Origin of the sequence: Arthrobacter sp. AB6 (assembly GCF_031844545.1) — a bacterium.
In the GTDB taxonomy this organism is placed as follows: Bacteria; Actinomycetota; Actinomycetes; order Actinomycetales; family Micrococcaceae; genus Arthrobacter.
In genome coordinates this window covers 23,057-41,090 of the sequence record NZ_JAUZVL010000008.1, presented here as the reverse complement: position 1 = coordinate 41,090, position 18,034 = coordinate 23,057, and the positions used below count along the sequence as shown (strand labels likewise).

17 protein-coding genes, 1 tRNA gene and 1 riboswitch are annotated in these 18,034 nt (G+C 66.4%); of the genes, 6 read left to right on the top strand and 12 right to left on the bottom strand.

Going from position 1 to position 18,034, the window contains the following annotated elements; translation table 11 throughout:
* The first annotated feature begins 5 nt into the window (after positions 1-5).
* The gene (locus Q9R30_RS08665) at positions 6-635 is read left to right on the top strand and encodes a hypothetical protein (RefSeq protein ID WP_311217340.1); all 630 of its coding nucleotides are present in this window, start codon (positions 6-8) and stop codon (positions 633-635) included.
* Here Q9R30_RS08665 and Q9R30_RS08660 read toward each other — a convergent pair.
* Positions 628-1,383, bottom strand: coding sequence for a DUF998 domain-containing protein (locus tag Q9R30_RS08660; RefSeq protein ID WP_311217339.1), 756 nt, complete (start codon positions 1,381-1,383; stop codon positions 628-630). The two genes, Q9R30_RS08665 and Q9R30_RS08660, sit on opposite strands and share 8 nt — an antisense overlap.
* Before the next feature lie 82 nt (positions 1,384-1,465).
* Between Q9R30_RS08660 and Q9R30_RS08655 the strand changes: the two genes are divergently transcribed.
* From Q9R30_RS08655 to Q9R30_RS08645, 3 genes are all read left to right on the top strand, one after another.
* A tRNA-Arg gene (locus Q9R30_RS08655) sits at positions 1,466-1,538 on the top strand.
* A gap of 1 nt (position 1,539) precedes the next feature.
* Positions 1,540-2,037, top strand: coding sequence for a DUF6314 family protein (locus Q9R30_RS08650; protein WP_311217338.1), 498 nt, complete (start codon positions 1,540-1,542; stop codon positions 2,035-2,037).
* Entirely contained in the window at positions 2,034-2,471 is a 438-nt protein-coding gene (locus Q9R30_RS08645) for an NUDIX domain-containing protein (RefSeq protein WP_311217337.1), read from the top strand. Before Q9R30_RS08650 ends, Q9R30_RS08645 begins: the two co-directional genes overlap by 4 nt.
* Here the strand turns inward: Q9R30_RS08645 and Q9R30_RS08640 are convergent.
* Complete coding sequence (locus tag Q9R30_RS08640) at positions 2,468-4,381, bottom strand: ABC transporter ATP-binding protein (protein WP_311217336.1); 1,914 nt, start codon at positions 4,379-4,381, stop codon at positions 2,468-2,470. The two genes, Q9R30_RS08645 and Q9R30_RS08640, sit on opposite strands and share 4 nt — an antisense overlap.
* Entirely contained in the window at positions 4,378-6,021 is a 1,644-nt protein-coding gene (locus Q9R30_RS08635) for an ABC-F family ATP-binding cassette domain-containing protein (RefSeq protein WP_311217335.1), read from the bottom strand. The genes Q9R30_RS08640 and Q9R30_RS08635 overlap by 4 nt, the downstream gene beginning before the upstream one ends.
* 250 nt (positions 6,022-6,271) lie before the next feature.
* On the opposite strand from Q9R30_RS08635, the gene Q9R30_RS08630 reads away from it, so the two are divergent.
* The gene (locus tag Q9R30_RS08630; RefSeq protein WP_104996895.1) at positions 6,272-7,006 is read left to right on the top strand and encodes a hypothetical protein; all 735 of its coding nucleotides are present in this window, start codon (positions 6,272-6,274) and stop codon (positions 7,004-7,006) included.
* Positions 7,003-7,740 carry a hypothetical protein gene (locus Q9R30_RS08625; protein WP_311217334.1) on the top strand — a complete coding sequence of 246 codons (738 nt, stop codon included), beginning with the start codon at positions 7,003-7,005 and terminating at the stop codon, positions 7,738-7,740. Before Q9R30_RS08630 ends, Q9R30_RS08625 begins: the two co-directional genes overlap by 4 nt.
* 216 nt (positions 7,741-7,956) lie before the next feature.
* Here the strand turns inward: Q9R30_RS08625 and Q9R30_RS08620 are convergent, their stop codons facing one another.
* From Q9R30_RS08620 to Q9R30_RS08580, 9 genes are all read right to left on the bottom strand, one after another.
* Positions 7,957-11,007 carry a glycoside hydrolase family 38 C-terminal domain-containing protein gene (locus tag Q9R30_RS08620; RefSeq protein ID WP_311217333.1) on the bottom strand — a complete coding sequence of 1,017 codons (3,051 nt, stop codon included), beginning with the start codon at positions 11,005-11,007 and terminating at the stop codon, positions 7,957-7,959.
* Positions 11,008-11,137: 130 nt separating this feature from the next.
* Positions 11,138-12,016 carry a formate dehydrogenase accessory sulfurtransferase FdhD gene (gene fdhD, locus Q9R30_RS08615; RefSeq protein ID WP_104996892.1) on the bottom strand — a complete coding sequence of 293 codons (879 nt, stop codon included), beginning with the start codon at positions 12,014-12,016 and terminating at the stop codon, positions 11,138-11,140.
* 81 nt (positions 12,017-12,097) lie between these two features.
* Positions 12,098-13,474 (bottom strand): molybdopterin molybdotransferase MoeA, encoded by a 1,377-nt coding sequence (locus tag Q9R30_RS08610; protein ID WP_311217332.1) that lies wholly within the window; start codon positions 13,472-13,474, stop codon positions 12,098-12,100.
* Positions 13,471-13,770: a DUF6457 domain-containing protein gene (locus Q9R30_RS08605; protein WP_234005508.1), complete on the bottom strand. Its 300-nt coding sequence runs from the start codon at positions 13,768-13,770 to the stop codon at positions 13,471-13,473. The genes Q9R30_RS08610 and Q9R30_RS08605 overlap by 4 nt, the downstream gene beginning before the upstream one ends.
* Before the next feature lie 10 nt (positions 13,771-13,780).
* Positions 13,781-14,422: a molybdenum cofactor guanylyltransferase gene (locus Q9R30_RS08600; RefSeq protein WP_311217331.1), complete on the bottom strand. Its 642-nt coding sequence runs from the start codon at positions 14,420-14,422 to the stop codon at positions 13,781-13,783.
* 49 nt (positions 14,423-14,471) lie between these two features.
* Positions 14,472-14,972: an HNH endonuclease gene (locus Q9R30_RS08595; RefSeq protein ID WP_104996890.1), complete on the bottom strand. Its 501-nt coding sequence runs from the start codon at positions 14,970-14,972 to the stop codon at positions 14,472-14,474.
* 259 nt (positions 14,973-15,231) lie between these two features.
* Positions 15,232-15,993, bottom strand: a complete 762-nt coding sequence (locus tag Q9R30_RS08590; RefSeq protein WP_104996889.1) for an NlpC/P60 family protein — start codon at positions 15,991-15,993, stop codon at positions 15,232-15,234.
* 159 nt (positions 15,994-16,152) lie between these two features.
* Positions 16,153-16,824, bottom strand: coding sequence for a C40 family peptidase (locus Q9R30_RS08585; protein WP_104996888.1), 672 nt, complete (start codon positions 16,822-16,824; stop codon positions 16,153-16,155).
* A 70-nt stretch (positions 16,825-16,894) separates the two neighbouring features.
* A riboswitch (cyclic di-AMP (ydaO/yuaA leader) is annotated at positions 16,895-17,092 on the bottom strand.
* Positions 17,093-17,204: 112 nt separating this feature from the next.
* Positions 17,205-18,026, bottom strand: a complete 822-nt coding sequence (locus tag Q9R30_RS08580) for a M23 family metallopeptidase (RefSeq protein ID WP_104996887.1) — start codon at positions 18,024-18,026, stop codon at positions 17,205-17,207.
* Between the last annotated feature and the right edge of the window lie 8 nt (positions 18,027-18,034).

Below are 18,034 nucleotides of genomic sequence, written 5' to 3'. Positions count from 1 at the left end.
GTGCCATGGCCAAGACACCTGCCCAGCGGATCAAGAAGCACGGCTCCAGGGCGGCGGTACCCCAGCACCACCTCCCGCCCGTGGTGAACCCCACAACGGCCCGCACCCCGCAAAAGGCCCAAAGCAACGGCAACCTCCTCCTCATCGCGGGCGTGGTGGCCAGCCTGTTCCTCTTCTGGTACCTGCACCTGCTGACCCTGGACCAGCTCCGGCAGCTCTCCGGCGGCCTCGCCATGCCGGACTCCCTTATTGGCGGTTTCGACCCCGCCTACATCGGCACACTGCAGGCCGCCATGGACGCGGACGCCCGCGGTCAGCTCAACTATGTGCACAAGACGGCGGGCACCTTGTTTCCGCTGATTTTCGGGTTCACGTGGCTGCTGCTGATCGGGACGAACGTTGCCCGGAAGGCGCTGCGCTGGGCGCTCTGGGCTTTCCCGCTGCTCTTCGTGGTGGTGCGGCTCTGGGCCAACGTGGCTATCGACGGCATGCTGGCAGCAGAAACACCCGACGCCGGCCAGGTTGCCCTTGCATCGGGCCTCACCGTTGCCGGCTGGGTCCTGCTGGTCCTGAGCCTGCTCGCGGGCGCTGCCGCAGTCATCCTCGGTACCCGGAAGCCCAAGGCAGCTAGTTGACCGCAGCCATGGCCCGGACCTCCTTGCGGTGCCGGTGCACACGGTGCGCGATGACCAAGCCTACGGTGGCCATGCCCACCGTGACCGGGTAGCCCATCAGCCGCTCCAGCGTGCCCGGCTCCGGCACATCCATGCGCGTCAGCCCACCGGTCGCCAGGGCAGCGGAGGAAACAGCACCGCAGGCCAGGATGAACCAGGCGAAAGCTGTCTTCCGCAGCCAAAGGACTCCCAGCACCAACAGCGCGCCCGCCCCGGCGAGGAAGTACACCAGGGCGCCCACGAAGTGCCAGCTTGAGCCCGCATCCTCCGGCACCAGTCCAACAATCACAGTGCCGGCCCCGGCAGCCCCTGTCAGGATCCGCACCCAGACAGCCGCCATCCAGGGCCGCCGCCGCGGCTGCACCCGCAGGTCCGCCCGGGCCGCCACGCACAGCAGCCCGGACGTCAGCAGGACAGCACCCAGCAGCATTCCCAGGCCTTGGACCACGAACGAGGCGTTCATCAGCCAGTTCAGCGGGGAACACACGTGGCGGCCGTCATAGATCCCGCAGTTCAGTGCCCCCAGGTCGCTGATATAGCCGGTCCGGAGGTCGTAGGCAGTGGGTCCTGCCCACGCTCCGACCGCTGCCGCTTCCGCCGCGAAATACTGCAGCACGCTCAGGACCGACCACGCGCCGATGTACTGCCGTGTGGAGGTGGTGTCCGGAATAAAGGCGAAGGCTGGGGCGGCGGACGGCGCTGAACTCATGCCTTGAGCGTAGTACGGCTCCGCACCTTGTATGCTTGTATCCGTGTCCGGCCGGACTGGCCCGCCGATCCTACGGACGCAAGCCCTCGTAGCTCAGTGGATAGAGCACGGCTCTCCTAAAGCCGGTGTCGTTGGTTCGATTCCAATCGAGGGCACTTGAACCATCCTTCCCCGGAGTTCCAGCTTCGCGCCTACCTCCTTGGCCCCGCCGGGCCCAGCCGCGCCACGGGCACTGCAGAGGCCGGACGGTGGGCGGTCCAGCGGGACCTGCTGGACCGCGCGGAGGGCACCCGCGGCACCTTTTCCGGCGTCGTGCATTTTGTTCCCACGGACGACGACGGCCTGGCCCTTCGCGAGGAAGGCACCATGCGCTGGCCATCCTTTACAGGCCCCGCCTCCCGGGAATACCTGCTGAAAAACACAGCCCGCCCGGATGCACTGGATGTTTTCTTCCCGGACGGCCGCCCCTTCCACACCATGAGCTTCACGCCGGAGGCCAACCTGGACCAGCACTGGTGCGATCCCGACACCTACCGCGTCGCCTACGCCTACGGGGACGCCGACAGGTTCAGCTACACCTGGGACGTGAAGGGCCCGAAGAAGGACCTGCTGCTGGCCTCGCATCTGGTCCGGATCCCAGGCGGTGCCGCATGAAGGACCGCATTGTGGTCTCCGCCGTCTGCGTGTTCGACGACGCCGGCCGGCTCCTCACGGTGAGGAAGCGCGGCACGGCAATGTTCATGCACCCGGGCGGCAAGCCGGAGCCGGGCGAAACAGCTGTCCAGGCGGCCGCCCGGGAGCTGGCTGAAGAAGTTGGCATCGTCCTGGATCCAAGTGAACTGCAGCTGATGGGCGTCTGGATCGCCGCTGCCGCCAACGAGGCCGCCACCGATATTGAAGCCACCGTCTTCACTGCGCCGGGCACGTGGGCGGCCCGTCCTTCCGGGGAGATCGAAGAAATCCGCTGGCTGGACCTGGCTGCCCTGGGCAGCGGCATGGAACCCGTCGAAGACCTGGCACCGCTGCTGACGGACCACATCCTGCCCGAGCTCGCCGCCAGGCCGGGCAGCGCTTCCCTGGGAGCCTAGAACTCCGGAACTGCTTCCTGGGCCACCGCCGTGGCCTCGTCGAACTGCGTCCGGTAAAGCTCGGCGTACCGCCCTTCGGCAGCAAGCAGTTCGGTGTGGGTCCCGCGTTCCACGATCCGGCCATCCTCCACTACCAGGATCGCGTCCGCGGCCCGGACGGTGGACAGGCGGTGCGCAATCACGACGGCGGTGCGCCCCTCGAGCGCGGCCCCCAGGGCCGCCTGCACGGCGGCTTCGTTGGTGGAGTCAAGGGCAGCCGTTGCCTCATCGAGGATAACCACCCGAGGCTGGGCGATAAGCAGCCGCGCAATGGTGAGGCGCTGCCGTTCCCCGCCGGAAAGCCGGTAGCCGCGCTCCCCCACCACAGTGTCCAGCCCGTCCGGCAGGGAACGGATCATGGTTTCCAGCCTGGCCTGCCGGATGACCTCCCACATGTCCGCTTCCGTGGCTTCGGGCCGGGCAAGCCGCAAATTCGAGGCGATGGACTCGTGGAAGAGGTGGCCGTCCTGCGTGACCATGCCCAGCGTGTCCCGCAGGGAATCAAAGGTGACATCGCGCAGGTCCACGCCGGTGCCGGGAACAGTGCCGCCCAGGCGCACCGCACCGGAGTCCACGTCGTAGAGCCGTGCGAGCAGCTGCGCGATGGTGGATTTGCCGGCACCGGAGGAACCCACCAGCGCCACGGTTTGGCCCGGTTCCACCCGGAAGCTGATGCCGCGCAGCACTTCCTCCCCGCCGCGGGTGTCCAGCGTGGATACCTCTTCCAGGGAAGCCAGGGAAACCTTGTCCGCGGAGGGGTAGGCGAACCGGACGTCGTCGAACTCCACGGAGACCGGACCGGGCGGAACGGCCACGGCGTCCGGTTTCTGCTGGATGAGCGGCTTCAGGTCCAGGATTTCGAACACACGCTCGAAGCTGACCAGGGCGCTCATGATTTCCACCCGCGCGTTGGAAAGCGCGGTAAGCGGCGCGTAGAGCCGGGTGAGCAGCAGCGCCAGCACCACGACGTCGCCAGCCGCCAGCTGGCCGGTGATGGCCATCCAGCCGCCCAGCCCGTACACGAGGGCGAGCGCGAGTGCGGAAACCAGGGTCAGCGCCGTGACAAAGGTGAACTGCAGCATCGCGGTGCGCACCCCGATGTCCCGGACCCGTCCGGCCCGCACCGCGAATTCCCGGGATTCCTCGTCGGGACGGCCGAACAACTTCACCAGGGTGGCACCGGGGGCGGAGAACCTCTCGGTCATCTGGGTGCCCATGGCGGCGTTGTGCTCGGCCGCCTCACGCCGCAGGTCCGCCAGCCGGGACCCCATCCGGCGGGCGGGGATGAGGAAAATGGGCAGCAGGATCATGGCCAGCACGGTCACCTGCCAGGAGGTTCCCAGCATCACCACGAGAGTCAGGATCAGCGCCACCACATTGCTGACCACGCCGGACAGGGTGCCGGCAAACGCTGACTGGGCGCCGATGACGTCATTGTTCAGCCTGCTGACCAGGGCCCCGGTCCGGGTACGGGTGAAGAAGGCGATGGGCATCTTCTGCACATGGTCGAACACCCGGGTGCGGAGATCCACGATCACGCCCTCGCCAATGGTGGAGGAAAGCCAGCGGCTCACCAGCCCCAGGCCTGCTTCCGCAACAGCGACGACGGCAATCAGCACCGCGAGCCGGACCACTTCCCCGGCGGCAGCCTTGGCCACGATGGCGTCCACCACCTGACCGGCGAGGACAGGCGTGGCGACGGCCAGGAACGCCATCACCACGGACAGTGCCACGAACGCGATGAGCTTTCCGCGGTGCGGCCGGGCAAAGCCAAGGACGCGCTTCAGCGTGTCCTTGGAGAAGGGCTGGGAACCGCTTTTGGCCCGGGTGATCTTGTACAGCGAGCTCCAGGCCACCCCTTCCATGCTCATTGCTGCTGCTCCTCTACCGTGCCGTTATCCACATTCCAACGTACATCCAGCCGCACGTTTTCCAGCAGCCGCCGATCGTGGGTCACCAGCAGCAGCGCCCCGTCATAATTTTCCAGGGCCTCCTCCAGCTGCTCAATGGCGGGAAGGTCGAGGTGGTTGGTGGGCTCGTCCAGGACCAGGAGGTTCACGCCGCGGGCCTGGAGCAGTGCCAGCGCGGCCCGGGTCCGCTCGCCCGGCGACAAAGAATCAACGGTCCGGGACGTGTGGTCCGCCCTCAGGCCGAACTTGGCGAGCAGGGTGCGGACCTCGGCCGGGGTCATATCCGCCAGGACGGCCTCGACGGCGTCGGCAAGGGTAAGGTTGCCGGCCAGCAGCCCTCGGGCCTGGTCAATCTCCCCAATGGCCACGGAGGCACCCATGGCGGCGCTCCCGGAATCCGGCCTGATACCGCCCAGCAGCAGCCGCAGCAGGGTGGACTTCCCGGCACCGTTGGGTCCCGTGATGCCGATCCGCTCCCCCGCGTTGAGCTGGAGGTTGACGGGTCCCAAGGTAAAGTCGCCCTGCCGGACCACGGCGTCGCGGAGCGTTGCAACCACGGAACTGGAGCGGGGTGCCTTGCCGATGGAGAACTGCAGCTGCCATTCCTTCCGCGGCTCTTCCACCGCATCCAGCCTTGCAATGCGGGACTCCATCTGGCGTACCTTCTGGGCCTGCTTTTCTGAAGACTCGGTGCTGGCGGCCCGGCGGATCTTGTCATTGTCCGGGCTCTTCTTCATGGCGTTCCGCACGCCCTGCGAGCTCCATTCACGCTGGGTCCGGGCCCTGGACACCAGGTCTGCCTTGGTGGCCGCAAACTCCTCGTACTTTTCGCGGGCGTGTCGCCGGGCAACGGCGCGTTCCTCGAGGAAGGCGTCATAGCCGCCGTCGTAGACGGCCACAGCGTTCTGGGCAAGGTCCAGTTCCACCACCGTGGTGACACAGCGGGCCAGGAACTCGCGGTCATGGCTCACCAGCACAGCACCGCCCCGCAGGCCCTTGACGAAGTCCTCGAGCTTGGCGAGGCCCTCCAGGTCAAGGTCATTGGTGGGTTCGTCCAGCAGCACCACGTCGAACCGGCTCAGGAGCAGTGCGGCCAGCGCAACCCGCGCGGCCTGCCCGCCGGAAAGGCCGGTCATGGCCGCGTCCGGGCCAGTCTCCAGCCCAAGGTCAGCCAATACCGCGGGAAGCCGGTCATCCAGGTCGGCTGCGCCGGAAGCCATCCACCGGTCGAAAGCCAGCGCATACGCATCATCTGCTCCCGGGGCACCTGCTCCCAGCGCCTCCGCCGTGGCTTCCATCTCGGCGGTGGCCTGGGCACAGCCTGTGCGCCGGGCTATGTACCCGGCAACGGTTTCACCCGGCACGCGTTCGTGCTCCTGGGGAAGCCACCCTACAAAAGCGTCGGCGGGGGCAAGGCTGACCGAGCCGTCCTGCGGCTCGTCCACGCCGGCGAGAAGCCGGAGCAGCGTCGACTTCCCGGCTCCGTTGGCACCCACCACGCCCACGACGTCCCCGGGCGCGACGGTCAGGGAAAGCCCCGAGAACAGCTGCCGGTGGTCATGACCGCCGGAGACGTCCTTGGCTACAAGGGTTGCAGTCATTGATCCATCCTTTCGCCGCTGCGTCCGCAGCGGGTTTCCCTGCCTGAAACGAGCGGCAGGGCCATGCCGATTGCCCGGGAGGAAGGCGCGCGGGCCGCAGGACATGAAAGAACCCGCTGGTCCGGACTTGGGGGGTGTACGGACCAACGGGCTCGACCATTAAGCATAGTCGAAACGGCAGTCCTGGTAAAACCAGGCCACCAAGGGCAGGCTAAAATCTACGAAACACCCGTTCTGCAGAGAGCACTTCATGACCCTCCCCGCCAAGGCGTTCCAGCGCTGGCTGCAAGGTATTGCGCCGGACGCCAGCACGGCAGATGTCTGCAGGGTCTCCGGGATCAAGCGGACCACGCTCGCCCAGCAGCTGGTCCGCGGAAAAGTCGCTGTGGGCACGGTGGTCAGCATCAGCCGCGCGTACGGCGTTAATCCTGTTGCAGCCCTCGCCAGCTTCGAAGCCTACCGGGACCTGGCAGGCCCCCTGCGTCCCCCCACCCCCGCTGAACTGGTGAGCCAGATCTCCACGGCCGACCTCCTGCGGGCACTGCTGGCGCGGCCGGCGATGGAAGCAGCCGTCCCCGCCAAGGAAACACTGCCGCTCTCCGCTGTCCCGCACTCCACGTCGGTAAAGAACTGGGTTGATGCAATTGACGACGGCGAAGTGCGGCACCGCGTTTCGGCGGCCACCGGCGTCGCGCCGCAAAACTACTCCGCCCAGCTGACCGCGAACCGGCTGTCCCCTGAACTGGCCATAGCCACGTCCCTCGCCGCCGGCGTCGGACCCACAGGCGGGCTCGTGGCTACCGGCCTCATCACGGAGGAAGAAGCCGGCTGGCCGGCCGGCGCCCGGCAGGGGGCATTGGACAGCCTGTCCGACGGCGACCTCACGGCCCTGGCCGGTGACAGGCTGCAGGCACTGGGCAAGGTGTTGCGGCGCCAAGAACAGGACCAGGCGCAAACCGAAAAAATCTGGGAGAACCTGGGATGATCGAAATTCTTCAGTGGTCTACCCTTGCCACCTGCGGCCTTGTGGCCGCTGCCCGCATCCCCAGCGCACTGCGCGGCGAGAACAGGTCGCTCTTCTATATCTTCGCCCTGATGACCGCCGCCATCTTCCTGAGCATCGAAGCACCGTACGTAGCCATCGATCACGCGTTGGGCGGCATCAACCTTGCCAACCTGCTGCTGCGGTTCATCATCTTTGCCGCCATCTATTTCATCGGGATCCGCGTCACGCTCGGCTTCGGTGCCGAAGGCGCCTACCGGCTCATCACGGGGAAAGCCGGCATGATTGTGCTGGCGGTCGTTTCGCTGGTGATGACAGTGGTGTTCTTCATGATGGACACCACGGGCTCATCGGCGGGGCTGTCGGCAACGTCAGTCAGAAGCGAGAACAACGCCCTCTTGGCGCAGTACTACGGTGCCGCGGGCCGAGCCTACCCCGCATATGTGGGCCTGGTCCTGCTGCCCGCCATGGCGCGGGCTGTCCGGAGCCGGCTGCCCGTGCTGGTGCGGGCGGCAGCCGGCCTTCTTGCCCTGGGCGGCGCGGCGATCGGCCTTAGCCTGCTGTTTCCCCTGGTGCCTCCGGGGTGGAGCGCCATCATGTTCGTGGTCAACTACACCGCGGTGCTGTGTTACGTGGTTGGGCTGGCGCTGATCTGGGCGGCCCGGGTGCGCAGCGGCAGGCCTTTGTCCACCAAGAGGACATATACCGAAAAGTAACCGAGCTGACTTTCACAAAAACATTAGAATGTGAAACAATCATGAATGTGTGAAGGTGGAGCGCAGGGTGTTTTCGAACGGGGATATTTCTTGAACGCTGGCGCTCCGGGGGCCTTTGCATGCCTTGGGGGGATGAGTGGTGGCGGGACGTTGGGGACCGCCCCCACTCAGCCTATTTAAGGCACTTTTCGGGGCGCTAAGCCCCACTCCCACGGCTTACTTCGAAGCTGGGCCAGCCGCCCGGGACACCCTCAGGGTCACCAGCTGGAACGGCCTCAAAGCCAGATCCACTCCGCCCTGGCCCGGTTCCACTCCGGGGGCCGGGACCGGGCGCTCCAGCAAGTCGACGGCAGTCACGGACCGCACCTGAAAGTTCGCCGTGAGCTTCCCCGCAGAGCGCTCGCCCAGTGATTCGTACAGGCGGACAACCACGTCGCCGGACCCGTCCTCGGCCAGCTTGACCGCTTCAATGACCAGCGCAGGGTTCGTTACGGAGAAGAGCGGTTCCACCGGTGAAGCGCCGCGGACCAGCCGGGGCATGAGGTTGGTTCGGTAGCCTTCCTCCACGGCACCGGCAATGCCGGCACCCGGACGGATGGTGACGGTGAGTTCATGAAGCCCGCGGTCGGCGTCGGGATCCGGGAACTTCGGGGCGCGCAGCAGTGAAAGCCGCACGGTAGTGGTGGTGCCGCCGTCCGAATCCCTGATGTTCCGCGTGACATCGTGCCCATAGGTGGATGAGTTGGAGATGGCCACGCCATAGCCTGGCTCGGCAACGTGGATCCACCGGTGTGCGCAGATTTCGAACTTTGCCGTTTCCCAGGACGTATTGGTGTGGGTGGGCCGGAAGACGTGGCCGAACTGCGTCTCCGCCGCCGACCTCTCCGCCCGGACATCCAGGGCGAAACCGAGCTTCAGCAGCTTTTCGCGTTCCTGCCAGTCCACGGAGGTGGTGATTGATAGGGAGGGACTGCCGGCCGCAAGGCTGATGTGCTGAGTAACGGCGGACGCGCCGGCAAGCCGCTCCACCGAGACAACGGCCGCTGCCCCCTCCCGGCTCAACCGCAGGGATGCCGCCTGGGTCAGCGACGTGACATTGCGCCGGTAGAACCCGTCGATGTCCCAAGCGTCCCATTCGTTGGGCGTGTCGCGGTGCAGTTCCAGGAGGTTGCCGCGCTGGCCAGGGGCAATGGCTTCGCGCCCGGTGGCATGATCCACCAATGACGTGAGGAGCCCGTTACCGTCCAGCACCGCGCGGATGACGCCATTGTCCAGGATGTAGCCGCCGTCATGGGCCTTGGCGTGGACCTCTTCCTCCGGCACCGCCGGTTCGCCCGCAGCCAGGGCGGCCACGCCGGCCCTGGCATGCGGCGCTGCGTTCAGCAGGAACATCCGTTCGCCGTTTCCCAGCACGGCGGCGGCCGCTTGGCCGATGATGGCTTCAAGGGCTTCGCCGATTGCCTGGTAGTTGCGCTCGGCATCCTGGTGTACCCAGGCAATGGAGCTGCCGGGCAGGATGTCATGGAACTGCTGCAGCAGCACCAGTTGCCAGAGCCGTTTGAGCTCGGCGGCCGGGTAGGCGTAGGCGCCGCTGGTACGTACGGCGGCCGTGGTGCACCACAATTCTGCCTCCCGCAGCAGGTGCTCGCTGCGTCGGTTGCCCTTCTTGGTCCTGGCCTGGCTGGTGTAGGTTCCGCGGTGCAGTTCGAGGTACATCTCGCCAACCCAGACCGGCAGGACGGGGTAGTCTTCCTCCGCCTGCGTGAAAAAGCTCTCGGCCGAGCCGATCCGGACTTTGGGCGAGCCTTCCAGATTGGCGGTGCGGGACGCTGCCGCCAGCATTTCCCGGGTTGGTCCGCCGCCGCCGTCGCCGTAGCCGAACGGCACCAGGGATACCGTGCCACGCCCATGGTCGCGGTAGTTCCGTTCAGCGTGGGCCAGTTCGCGGCCGGTCAGCTCCGAGTTGTAGGTGTCTACCGGCGGGAAGTGGGTGAACAGCCTGGTGCCGTCGATGCCCTCCCAGTTGAAGGTGTGATGGGGAAACTTGTTGGTTTGGTTCCAGGAGATCTTTTGGGTCAGGAACCAGCGGCTGCCGGCAGACTTGACGATCTGCGGCAGTGCAGCGGAGTAGCCAAATGAATCAGGCAACCAGGCTTCGTGGCACTCAATGCCGAATTCAGCCATGAAGAAGCCTTTGCCCTCCACGAACTGGCGTGCCATGGCCTCACCGCCGGGCATATTGGTGTCCGACTCGACCCACATGCCGCCCACGGGGACGAACTGGCCGGCGCGGACCTTCTCGCGGATACGGCTGAACAACTCAGGGTAGAGCTCCTTGATCCAGGCCAGCTGCTGGGCCGAGGAACAGGAGAACACAAAGTCCGGATGTTCATCCATCAGGGACACTACGTTGGAGAAGGTCCGTGCACACTTGCGGACAGTCTCCCGCACCGGCCAAAGCCAGGCGGAGTCGATGTGGGCGTGGCCGGTGGCCACCAGTTGGTGCGCTGAGGCATAGGCCGGCCGGGCCAGTACTTCAGCAAGTGCTTCACGTCCTACTGCCGCCGTGCCCGCAACATCGTCCGGGTCCATGATGTCCATCATGCGTTCAAGGGCGCGGAGGATTTCATGCCGCCGCGGCAGTTCCAGGGGCAGTTCCGCCATCAGGCCGGAAAGGGTCCAGATATCCTGCTGGAGTTCCCAGACCGCCTGGTTCATTTCCGCAATGGCGATGTTCCCCAGCCGGTACTGTGGCGCCGTCCCGGCCGTTGATTTGTCGCCGTACGGCATGGCGGCAAAGGTCCAGCCCTGCGCCACGTCCGGGTTCGCGGCGGCCTCCACGTAGAAGTCGACCGCCATGCCGCCACCCAGCAGCTTCAGCGGTATGTATTGGTTCCTGGGCGAGACAGCCTTGATGATGGTGCCGTCGGGACGCCACGCCATGCCTTCGCACTGGAAGCCGGGAATTTCGGTAGTGAATCCAAGGTCCACGAGCACTTCAACAGTGGTATCCGGCCCGGTGCCCCACGATTCGGGGACCTCGCCCTGGAGCCGGAGCCACTTTGTCCCCCACGGCTTGCCCCAAGGGGCCCCGTGCTCCTGCGGCCGGAAGTCCTGCCGCATTGCCTCCAGCGCGGGGACTGGCTCGTCGGGCGCATCCCAGCTGCTCAGCGCGAGGGGAAGGCTCCGGCTGTAGACCGCCGGGCCGATGCGCTCACGCACGAACCTTTGGAGGCGGACTTCCGTTATCCGGCGGTCGTCATGCAATGTGGGCCTTCTTTAGCGGTTGGGACTGGAGCATGCTGTCCATTCGATGGATAAATCTACCCGCTGGTAGCCCGTTTACCAACCCTTTCGGAAAACGCATCCCGGACGTTGCCCTGCGCGCAAGTTAAGCTTACGACGGCGGCGCGGCAGCCACCGGCCGCCGTATCCTTCCGTCACCGGCATAGATGTTAAGGCTTGTTCCCCTGCTGAAGCCGGCGAGGGTCACTCCGCTGGCCTCGGCCAGTTCGACGGCAAGGCTCGACGGTGCACTGACCGCGGCGAGGACGGGGATTCCGGCGAGCGCGGCCTTTTGGACCAGCTCGAAGGATGCCCGGCCGGAAACCTGGAGCACGGTGCCGCTCAGCGGCAGCAGACCTTCGCGCAGGGCCCACCCCACAACCTTGTCCACGGCATTGTGCCGCCCCACATCCTCCCGAAGGCACAGAAGCTGGGCGCCGCCGTCGTCCCCTATTTTGAAAAGCCCGGCAGCATGGACGCCGCCGGTGTCGTCAAAGAGGCGCTGGGACTCCCGGAGGATGCCCGGAAGCGAGGCAAGCACCTCCGCGGAGACGCTCAGGGGATCCCCGGCGGGGCTGAAGTGCGAGGATTTCCGGACGGATTCTATGGAGTCGGTCCCGCAGATGCCGCATGAGCTGGAGGTGTAGACGTGCCGGCCGATTGAAGGAAGCTCAACGCCTGGCCGCAGCTGGGCCTCCACCACGTTGAAGGTCTGCACCCCGTTTTCGTCTTCCCCGGCGCAAAAGCGCAGCGAAACGAGCTGGCCGGACTCCCAGATGACGCCCTCGGAGACCAGGAACCCGGCCACCAGGTCAAAGTCATCCCCCGGCGTGCGCATGGTTACCGAGTAGGACAGGCTGCCCAGCCGGATTTCCAGCGGCTCTTCCACCGCCAGGACGTCCTCCCGGTACCGGACCGGGAACTCGAGGGCCTTCGGGGAGCCGTCCAGTACATACTTGTGCACCTTGCGGCGCTGGGTCACGCGTCCCATCTTCCACCGTTCCTGTCCATGTCTCCATCATCGCAACCGCTTTGGGGTGATGCCAGCGTGGCTGCACCATGCGGGCACGCCTCAGCCAAGGAGTGCGCTCCAGTCTACGGGGCCGGCCGGCGCCGGTTTGGCGGCCGGCCTGCCTGTCCGTCCGGCACTGCGCGCCTTCGGCTTGGCAGCGGGGTCGGGTGGCGCGGGGATGGGCGGCCCCCAGGGAAGGGCAAAGGCGGGCACCAGCTCTCCCAACTGCACCCCATGGGGAGGCACAACCATCACGCCGTCCGCTGAAGCCAGCCCGCGCATCATGCCCGGGCCGGTGTGCTGGGCCGGAGAGGCCATGCCGTAAAGCAGGCGGAACGGGACCAGGCGCGTGCGCCCGGGTTGGGGATCGAGGGTGGTTCCGCAGGGCACCTCCTGCACTGCGGGCAGGGGGCGGTGTCCCAGCGCCGCCAGCAGCGGGGCCCCCACTGTGGAGAGGGCCATCATGGCTGCAAGGGGGTTTCCCGGCAGTCCCAGTACGAACCGCCCGTCCGGAAGTTCGGCCAGGACGGCCGGGTGTCCGGGACGCATGGCCACGCCGTCAATAATCAGCCGTCCGCCCAGCTCCCGCACTGCCCTGCGAAGGTGGTCCGTTCCGGACTTTCCCGTCCCGCCCGTGGTGATGACGACGTCGGCCGGCAGGTCCGGCGCGCCCGGCACCCCGGGAATCACGTCCTCCAGTGCCGCCAGCCACTCAGCGTACGAATCGCCGATCCGTTGCTGCCCGCCGGCCAGCCCGCCCAGCATGCCCACCACGGCGGGCAGCTGCGGGCCGAAAGTGTCACGCACCTGGCCTGGAACCGGCACGCCGCGCCCAACCACTTCAGAACCGGTCAGCAGCAGCCGGACCAGGGGCTTTCCCTGGACCACCAGTTCGTCATAACCGGCAAGGGCGGCGAGGGCGAGGTGCGCAGGGTTCAGCACCGCCCCGGCCTTGACGAGGATGTCCCCTTCCGAGGCCTCCTCCCCTGCTTTCCGGACATGCTGGCCTGTGCGGGGTTCGCCAGGACGGGCAGTGCCGCCGGTCACCAGGACGGGCAGCCCGTCTTCGTCTTTGTCCAGGCGGGCGCTTTCGCTGCGCAGCACCGCCTTTGCCCCGGGCGGTATGAGTCCCCCCGTAGCAATGGGACTGGCCTGGTGCGGGGCCAGCGGCGAACCTGCTTCCACCAGGATCCACGGCCCCGTGCCGTTAACGGCCCAGCCGTCCATCGCCGACGACGCATAGTGGGGCATCTCCTGCAAGGCCACAATGTCCTGGTCCAGCCTGCGTCCGAGGGCCAGTTCCAAGGGAACAGGGCCGGCGGGGATTGGAGTGCCGGCGTCGAACGCTGCCTGCCGGGCGTCTTCCCACGTATGGTCGAGGTGCCTCGGTTCCCCGCCCTCGGGGGCATCCGCTGCTTCCTGGGAGTCCTTCGTCATTCGCCGGGAGCCCCGGCGGCTTCAGCATCGTAGTCGGCAGCCAGGGAACGGGCCACGGCCAGCGCGGACTCCATGGATGCAGCATTGGGTGCCCGGCCCGACCCGGACGCCAGCCCGGCGGCATAACCCGCAATGAACGTCGTCAGGGGCGCGGCCGGACGGACCACCGAATGGGCGGCCACACCGGCCAGGGCAAGGATGGCGTTGACGTCCACCTGGACGTCCTCCAGTTCATAGGCCTGGAGCAGGGACCTGCACCACTCCTCCAGCGTTTCATCCTGGCTTTTCACGAACATGCCTCCCTATTTAACTGCGGTTGCGCCGGTCCTGGCCTTTGTCCTGGTTGCCGGCGGCAATCCCTAGTGCGGCGGCATCATCCCAGGTGTCCACGTCTGCCGTGGAACCTGCAGGGACGGTGACAGGCTGCACCTCCAGACTAGCAAGGAGGGAGCGCACGGAGCCGTTAATAAGGGCACCACGGGACGAGAGCTGTGCTGCCGATGTTTTTAACGCAGCTGTGCGGTAAAGACCGGCCAGCGGCTGGAGCCGGCCGTCTTCTGCGCGGGCCATGGCCCCGTCTGCGTCCGCTGAAACCATCGCGGCCACCAGTACCGGCACTGCGTCCCGGACCAGCGGCATGTCACACGCCAGCACCAGGGTGAACTCCGCCCCGCGCCCGTCCCGGGCCAAGGCGTCGAGTCCGGCGGAGATGGCGGCTCCCGGCCCTGCGAACTGCGGCTGCTCCCGGCAGAAAAGTACTCCGGGAAGTGAATGTCCGGCTCCCGGGCCCACCACCACCGTGCGCGAAGCACCTGCTGCAGCGGCCAGTGCGCGCTGGAGGAGGGTGTCATGGTGGAAAACCAGGTCCTGTTTCGGAACCCCGCCCAAGCGGGAGGACCGGCCACCGGCCAGGATCACTGCATCGAAGTCCAGCCGGTTCTGTTCCATTCCCCCAGCCTAGCCATCTGTGGCGTTGCGGCGTGCCGAAGGTTTCCGGTCAGGCGGCGCGCTCCGGCAGCAGGAACGGATCCCAGGCGGGGGTGGGTTTCTCAAGTTCCTTGATCTGCCAGATGGTTCCATGCGGTGGCTCCGGGACGAAACGTAGTTTCCAGCCCATTTCAGCCGGCGTATGGTCGCCCTTGACGTTGTTGCAGCGCAGGCAGGCCGCCACCAGGTTCTCCCAGGAGTCCTCACCGCCCCGGGACTTGGGGTGGACATGGTCGATGGTGTGGGCCGCTTTTCCGCAGTACGCGCATCTGTGGCCGTCGCGTCTGAGCACCCCGCGGCGGCTGACAGCGGTGGCCTGGTTGTACCTCGGACGGATGTAGCGGTTCAGGAGAATCACGGAGGGACGTCCCAGGATTTCCTGCGGTCCCACCACGGGATCATCGCCTTCGGCAACCACGCTGGCCTTGCCCGTGAGCACAAGCACCAGCGCCCGGCGGAAAGTGATCACCGCCAGGGGCTCATACCCAGCATTCAGAACGAGAGTGCGCATGCACGTACCTCTTCACGGCCGCACCCGTCCAGGGGCACGAGGGCCGGCTGCCCTCGGCATGTCCGGGCTATGGATCGACACCACAAGAGTAAACACAGAAGCGCGTGTTCAGCTAATCGCCCTGTCCCAGAACTGTCGTGTCGGTCCAGTCAAGGGGCGCATGCTGAACGGCCGGAGCAGCGCGCAATTAAAAGGAAAGAACCCTTGCCGCGAGGGCAAGGGTTCTTTGCGTCCTGGTTGGACCGCCGGTGGTGGCGTCTCAGTTAACCCGGATGAAGACGGGGCCGGAGCCGACGTTGGCGCTGAAGACCACCGTCTGGTTTCCGTTGTAGCCACCGTGGACGGCCTGGCCGTTGCCTGCGTAGACAGCAATGTGTGCCATGCCGGCGCCACCGTCTGCGTAGTAGATCAGGTCGCCCGGCTGCGCCTCAGCGGCACTGACGGTGCGGCCCAGGGAGAGGTAGCCTGCAGGCCAGTCGTGGAAGTTGATCCCCACTGCTGCCAGGGAGTTCGTGACCAGCATCGTGCAGTCCTGCATAACGCCCAACTGGGCGTACGCAGCGGACAGGATGGCTGCACCCTTGCCGCTGGCGGAAGCAGTGGGAGCGGCGGCAGGGGCCGTGGAAACCGTGGCGGTGACCTTGGGAGCAGCAGGCTTGGCGACGGGGGCCGGCTCGGCCTCCTGGACCTCGACAGGTGCGGGTTCTTCGATAACCGGGGCCGGCGTGGTGGTGACGGCGGGCTTTTCGAAGGTGATGTTGATCGTGGAAGCCGCGGAGATGGGGGCTTCGACGGCCGATTCAACTTCCAGGGTGGATGCGGGAGCGGAGTCGCGCTGGACGTTGGAGTCGGCAGCGTTTGCCGCGATGCCGCTGGTCAATACCAGGCCGGAAGCGGCGGCGATGACCGCGGCCTGGCGGCCTACGCCACCGGCGTTCTCGCCGACAGCCTTGGCGATGATGGCGATTGAGTTGGTTTTGGTGACTTCGGCGCGATGCCGTGCGGTGGCACGAGTAGTCATCAGTTCTCTCTTTCGTTTTCCTCAGGCCGTTGTGGGCACCAAGGGATGCGGACGCGCCGGCATCTTGGGGGTATGCCGGCACGCCCCGAACGGGGATGTGGTGTTAGCGGAAAGCGTGGTGGAGCAAAGAAATAGTTCCTGGACCCGAGGGTCCAAGAACTATTTGCTGACGGTGAAGAACGAAGACGTGCCGGTGGCGGCCACGGCGTGGAGCAGCGTGCCCTGGGAGGGGTTGAGCGCGCTGACCATCATGCCGTTCCCGACGTAGATGCCGACGTGCGCTCCGCCGTTCTGCATGACCAGGTCTCCGGGCTGCGGGGTGGAGGTGGGGGTCATGGCAGTCCAGGCGTTGACGCGGGGGATGCTGATGCCGGCCTGGGCATAAACCCACTGGGTGAAGCCTGAGCAGTCCCACCCGGTGACGGGGCTGGTGCCGCCCCAGACGTAGGGGCTGCCAATGCCCGTGTAGGCGATGGCAGCAATGCCGGAGGTGGCGGCGGAAGAGACAGTCTTGGCCAGCTTGTCCGCAGCAGATTCAGTAGTGGACGCTGCGCCCGTTTCGGTGGCGGTGGACTGTGCCCGCACCGGCTCCCGCTTCGGGGCGGCGGTGGTCTTGACCACGGGCCGCTCGAACGACACGGTGGCCGTGGGTGCTGCGGTGACTGCCAAGGCAGCCTGCGCAGAACCGGACTCGGTCGAAGCGGAAACACCAGCGGTGGTGTCCGCTGCGTTGGCGGGCAGGCCCATGCTGAGGATAAGACCGGAAGCTGCGGCGATGACGGCAGCCTGGCGACCTACTGTCCCGGCATTGGCACTAACAGCCTTGGACACAGTGTCCAAGGGGTTGGTACGAACCGTTTGCGCACGGTGGCGCGCAGAATTGTTGCGTGAAGACACGAAGGTAGCCTCTCCCAATGCCTACGAGGTGAGCTGTCGGATTCGGATGGGAGTCACCCGGCCGCGCTGCTTCCAAGGAAGTTTTGCGACTTAACCCCAAGGTCTTAGCCAAAGCCAAGACCAAAATTGGTTCCCCCGCCCCTGCCAGACGATGAAATGCGAACGGACCTTGAGCGGTGGCAGAGTTAGGCAATCCGCACAAGAGCGTCAACTTCGGAAAAGTTGACGCGAGTTAGACGGTACAGCAGTTTTGGGTGAATGTCACATTCAGGTCACGGCAAGTCGCGATCATCCGATAGTTCACCGTCATTTGGCTACAGCCAGCCAGTCGGATCGACCACTTCGCCGTTGACTTGCACCTCAAAGTGGAGGTGGCAGCCCGTGGAGGCGCCCGTGGTCCCGCTGAGGGCCACAACCTCCCCGCGTGAGACCGTCTGCCCCTCCCTCACATTGAAGGAGGAGAGGTGGTTGTAGGTGGTTTCCAAACCGTTGCCGTGGTCCACCACAACACGGTTTCCGCCGCCGAACTGGTGCCAGCCCACGAAGGTCACCGTGCCGGTAGCCGCAGCGAGGACAGACGTGCCGCACTGGGCCACGTAGTCCTGGCCGCGGTGGAAGTCGCCGGAGCCCCCGGTGATCGGACTGACACGGTAGCCGAACGGCGATGCTGTGGTCAGCGTGGCCAGCGGGGCGCCGAGGCTTCCTGCCGAGGCAGCACGTGACACAGAGCCGGCGGACTGGGCACTCAGAAGCTGCTTGAGCTTGCCGTCCGGATCCGCCTGGGTGACGACGGCAGAACGGCTGAAGTCGATCTGGGCACCGGCCTCGGCTGAGATCTGGGGCTGCGGGGTTGCGGCTGACGCTGCGACCGGTATAGCACCGGGAGCGTCGGTGGCCATCACGGGGCTGGTGGCCGGCACCGTCACGGTCAGCACCAGGCCTGTCGCCGCGAGGGCGATTCCGGCCTTCTGGCCGATCCCGCTCGCTGCGGCAAATTCGGTGACCTGGCGGAAGGGACCACGACGGCGGCGTGCATCACGGTGCGGATCGCGGGGGCGTTCCGTGGTGATGACTTCAACAACCCGCGGCGTCGAAGAGGGTACCGCCGCGCGGCGGCGTCCCCTGGGGGTCTGCATGGACAAGA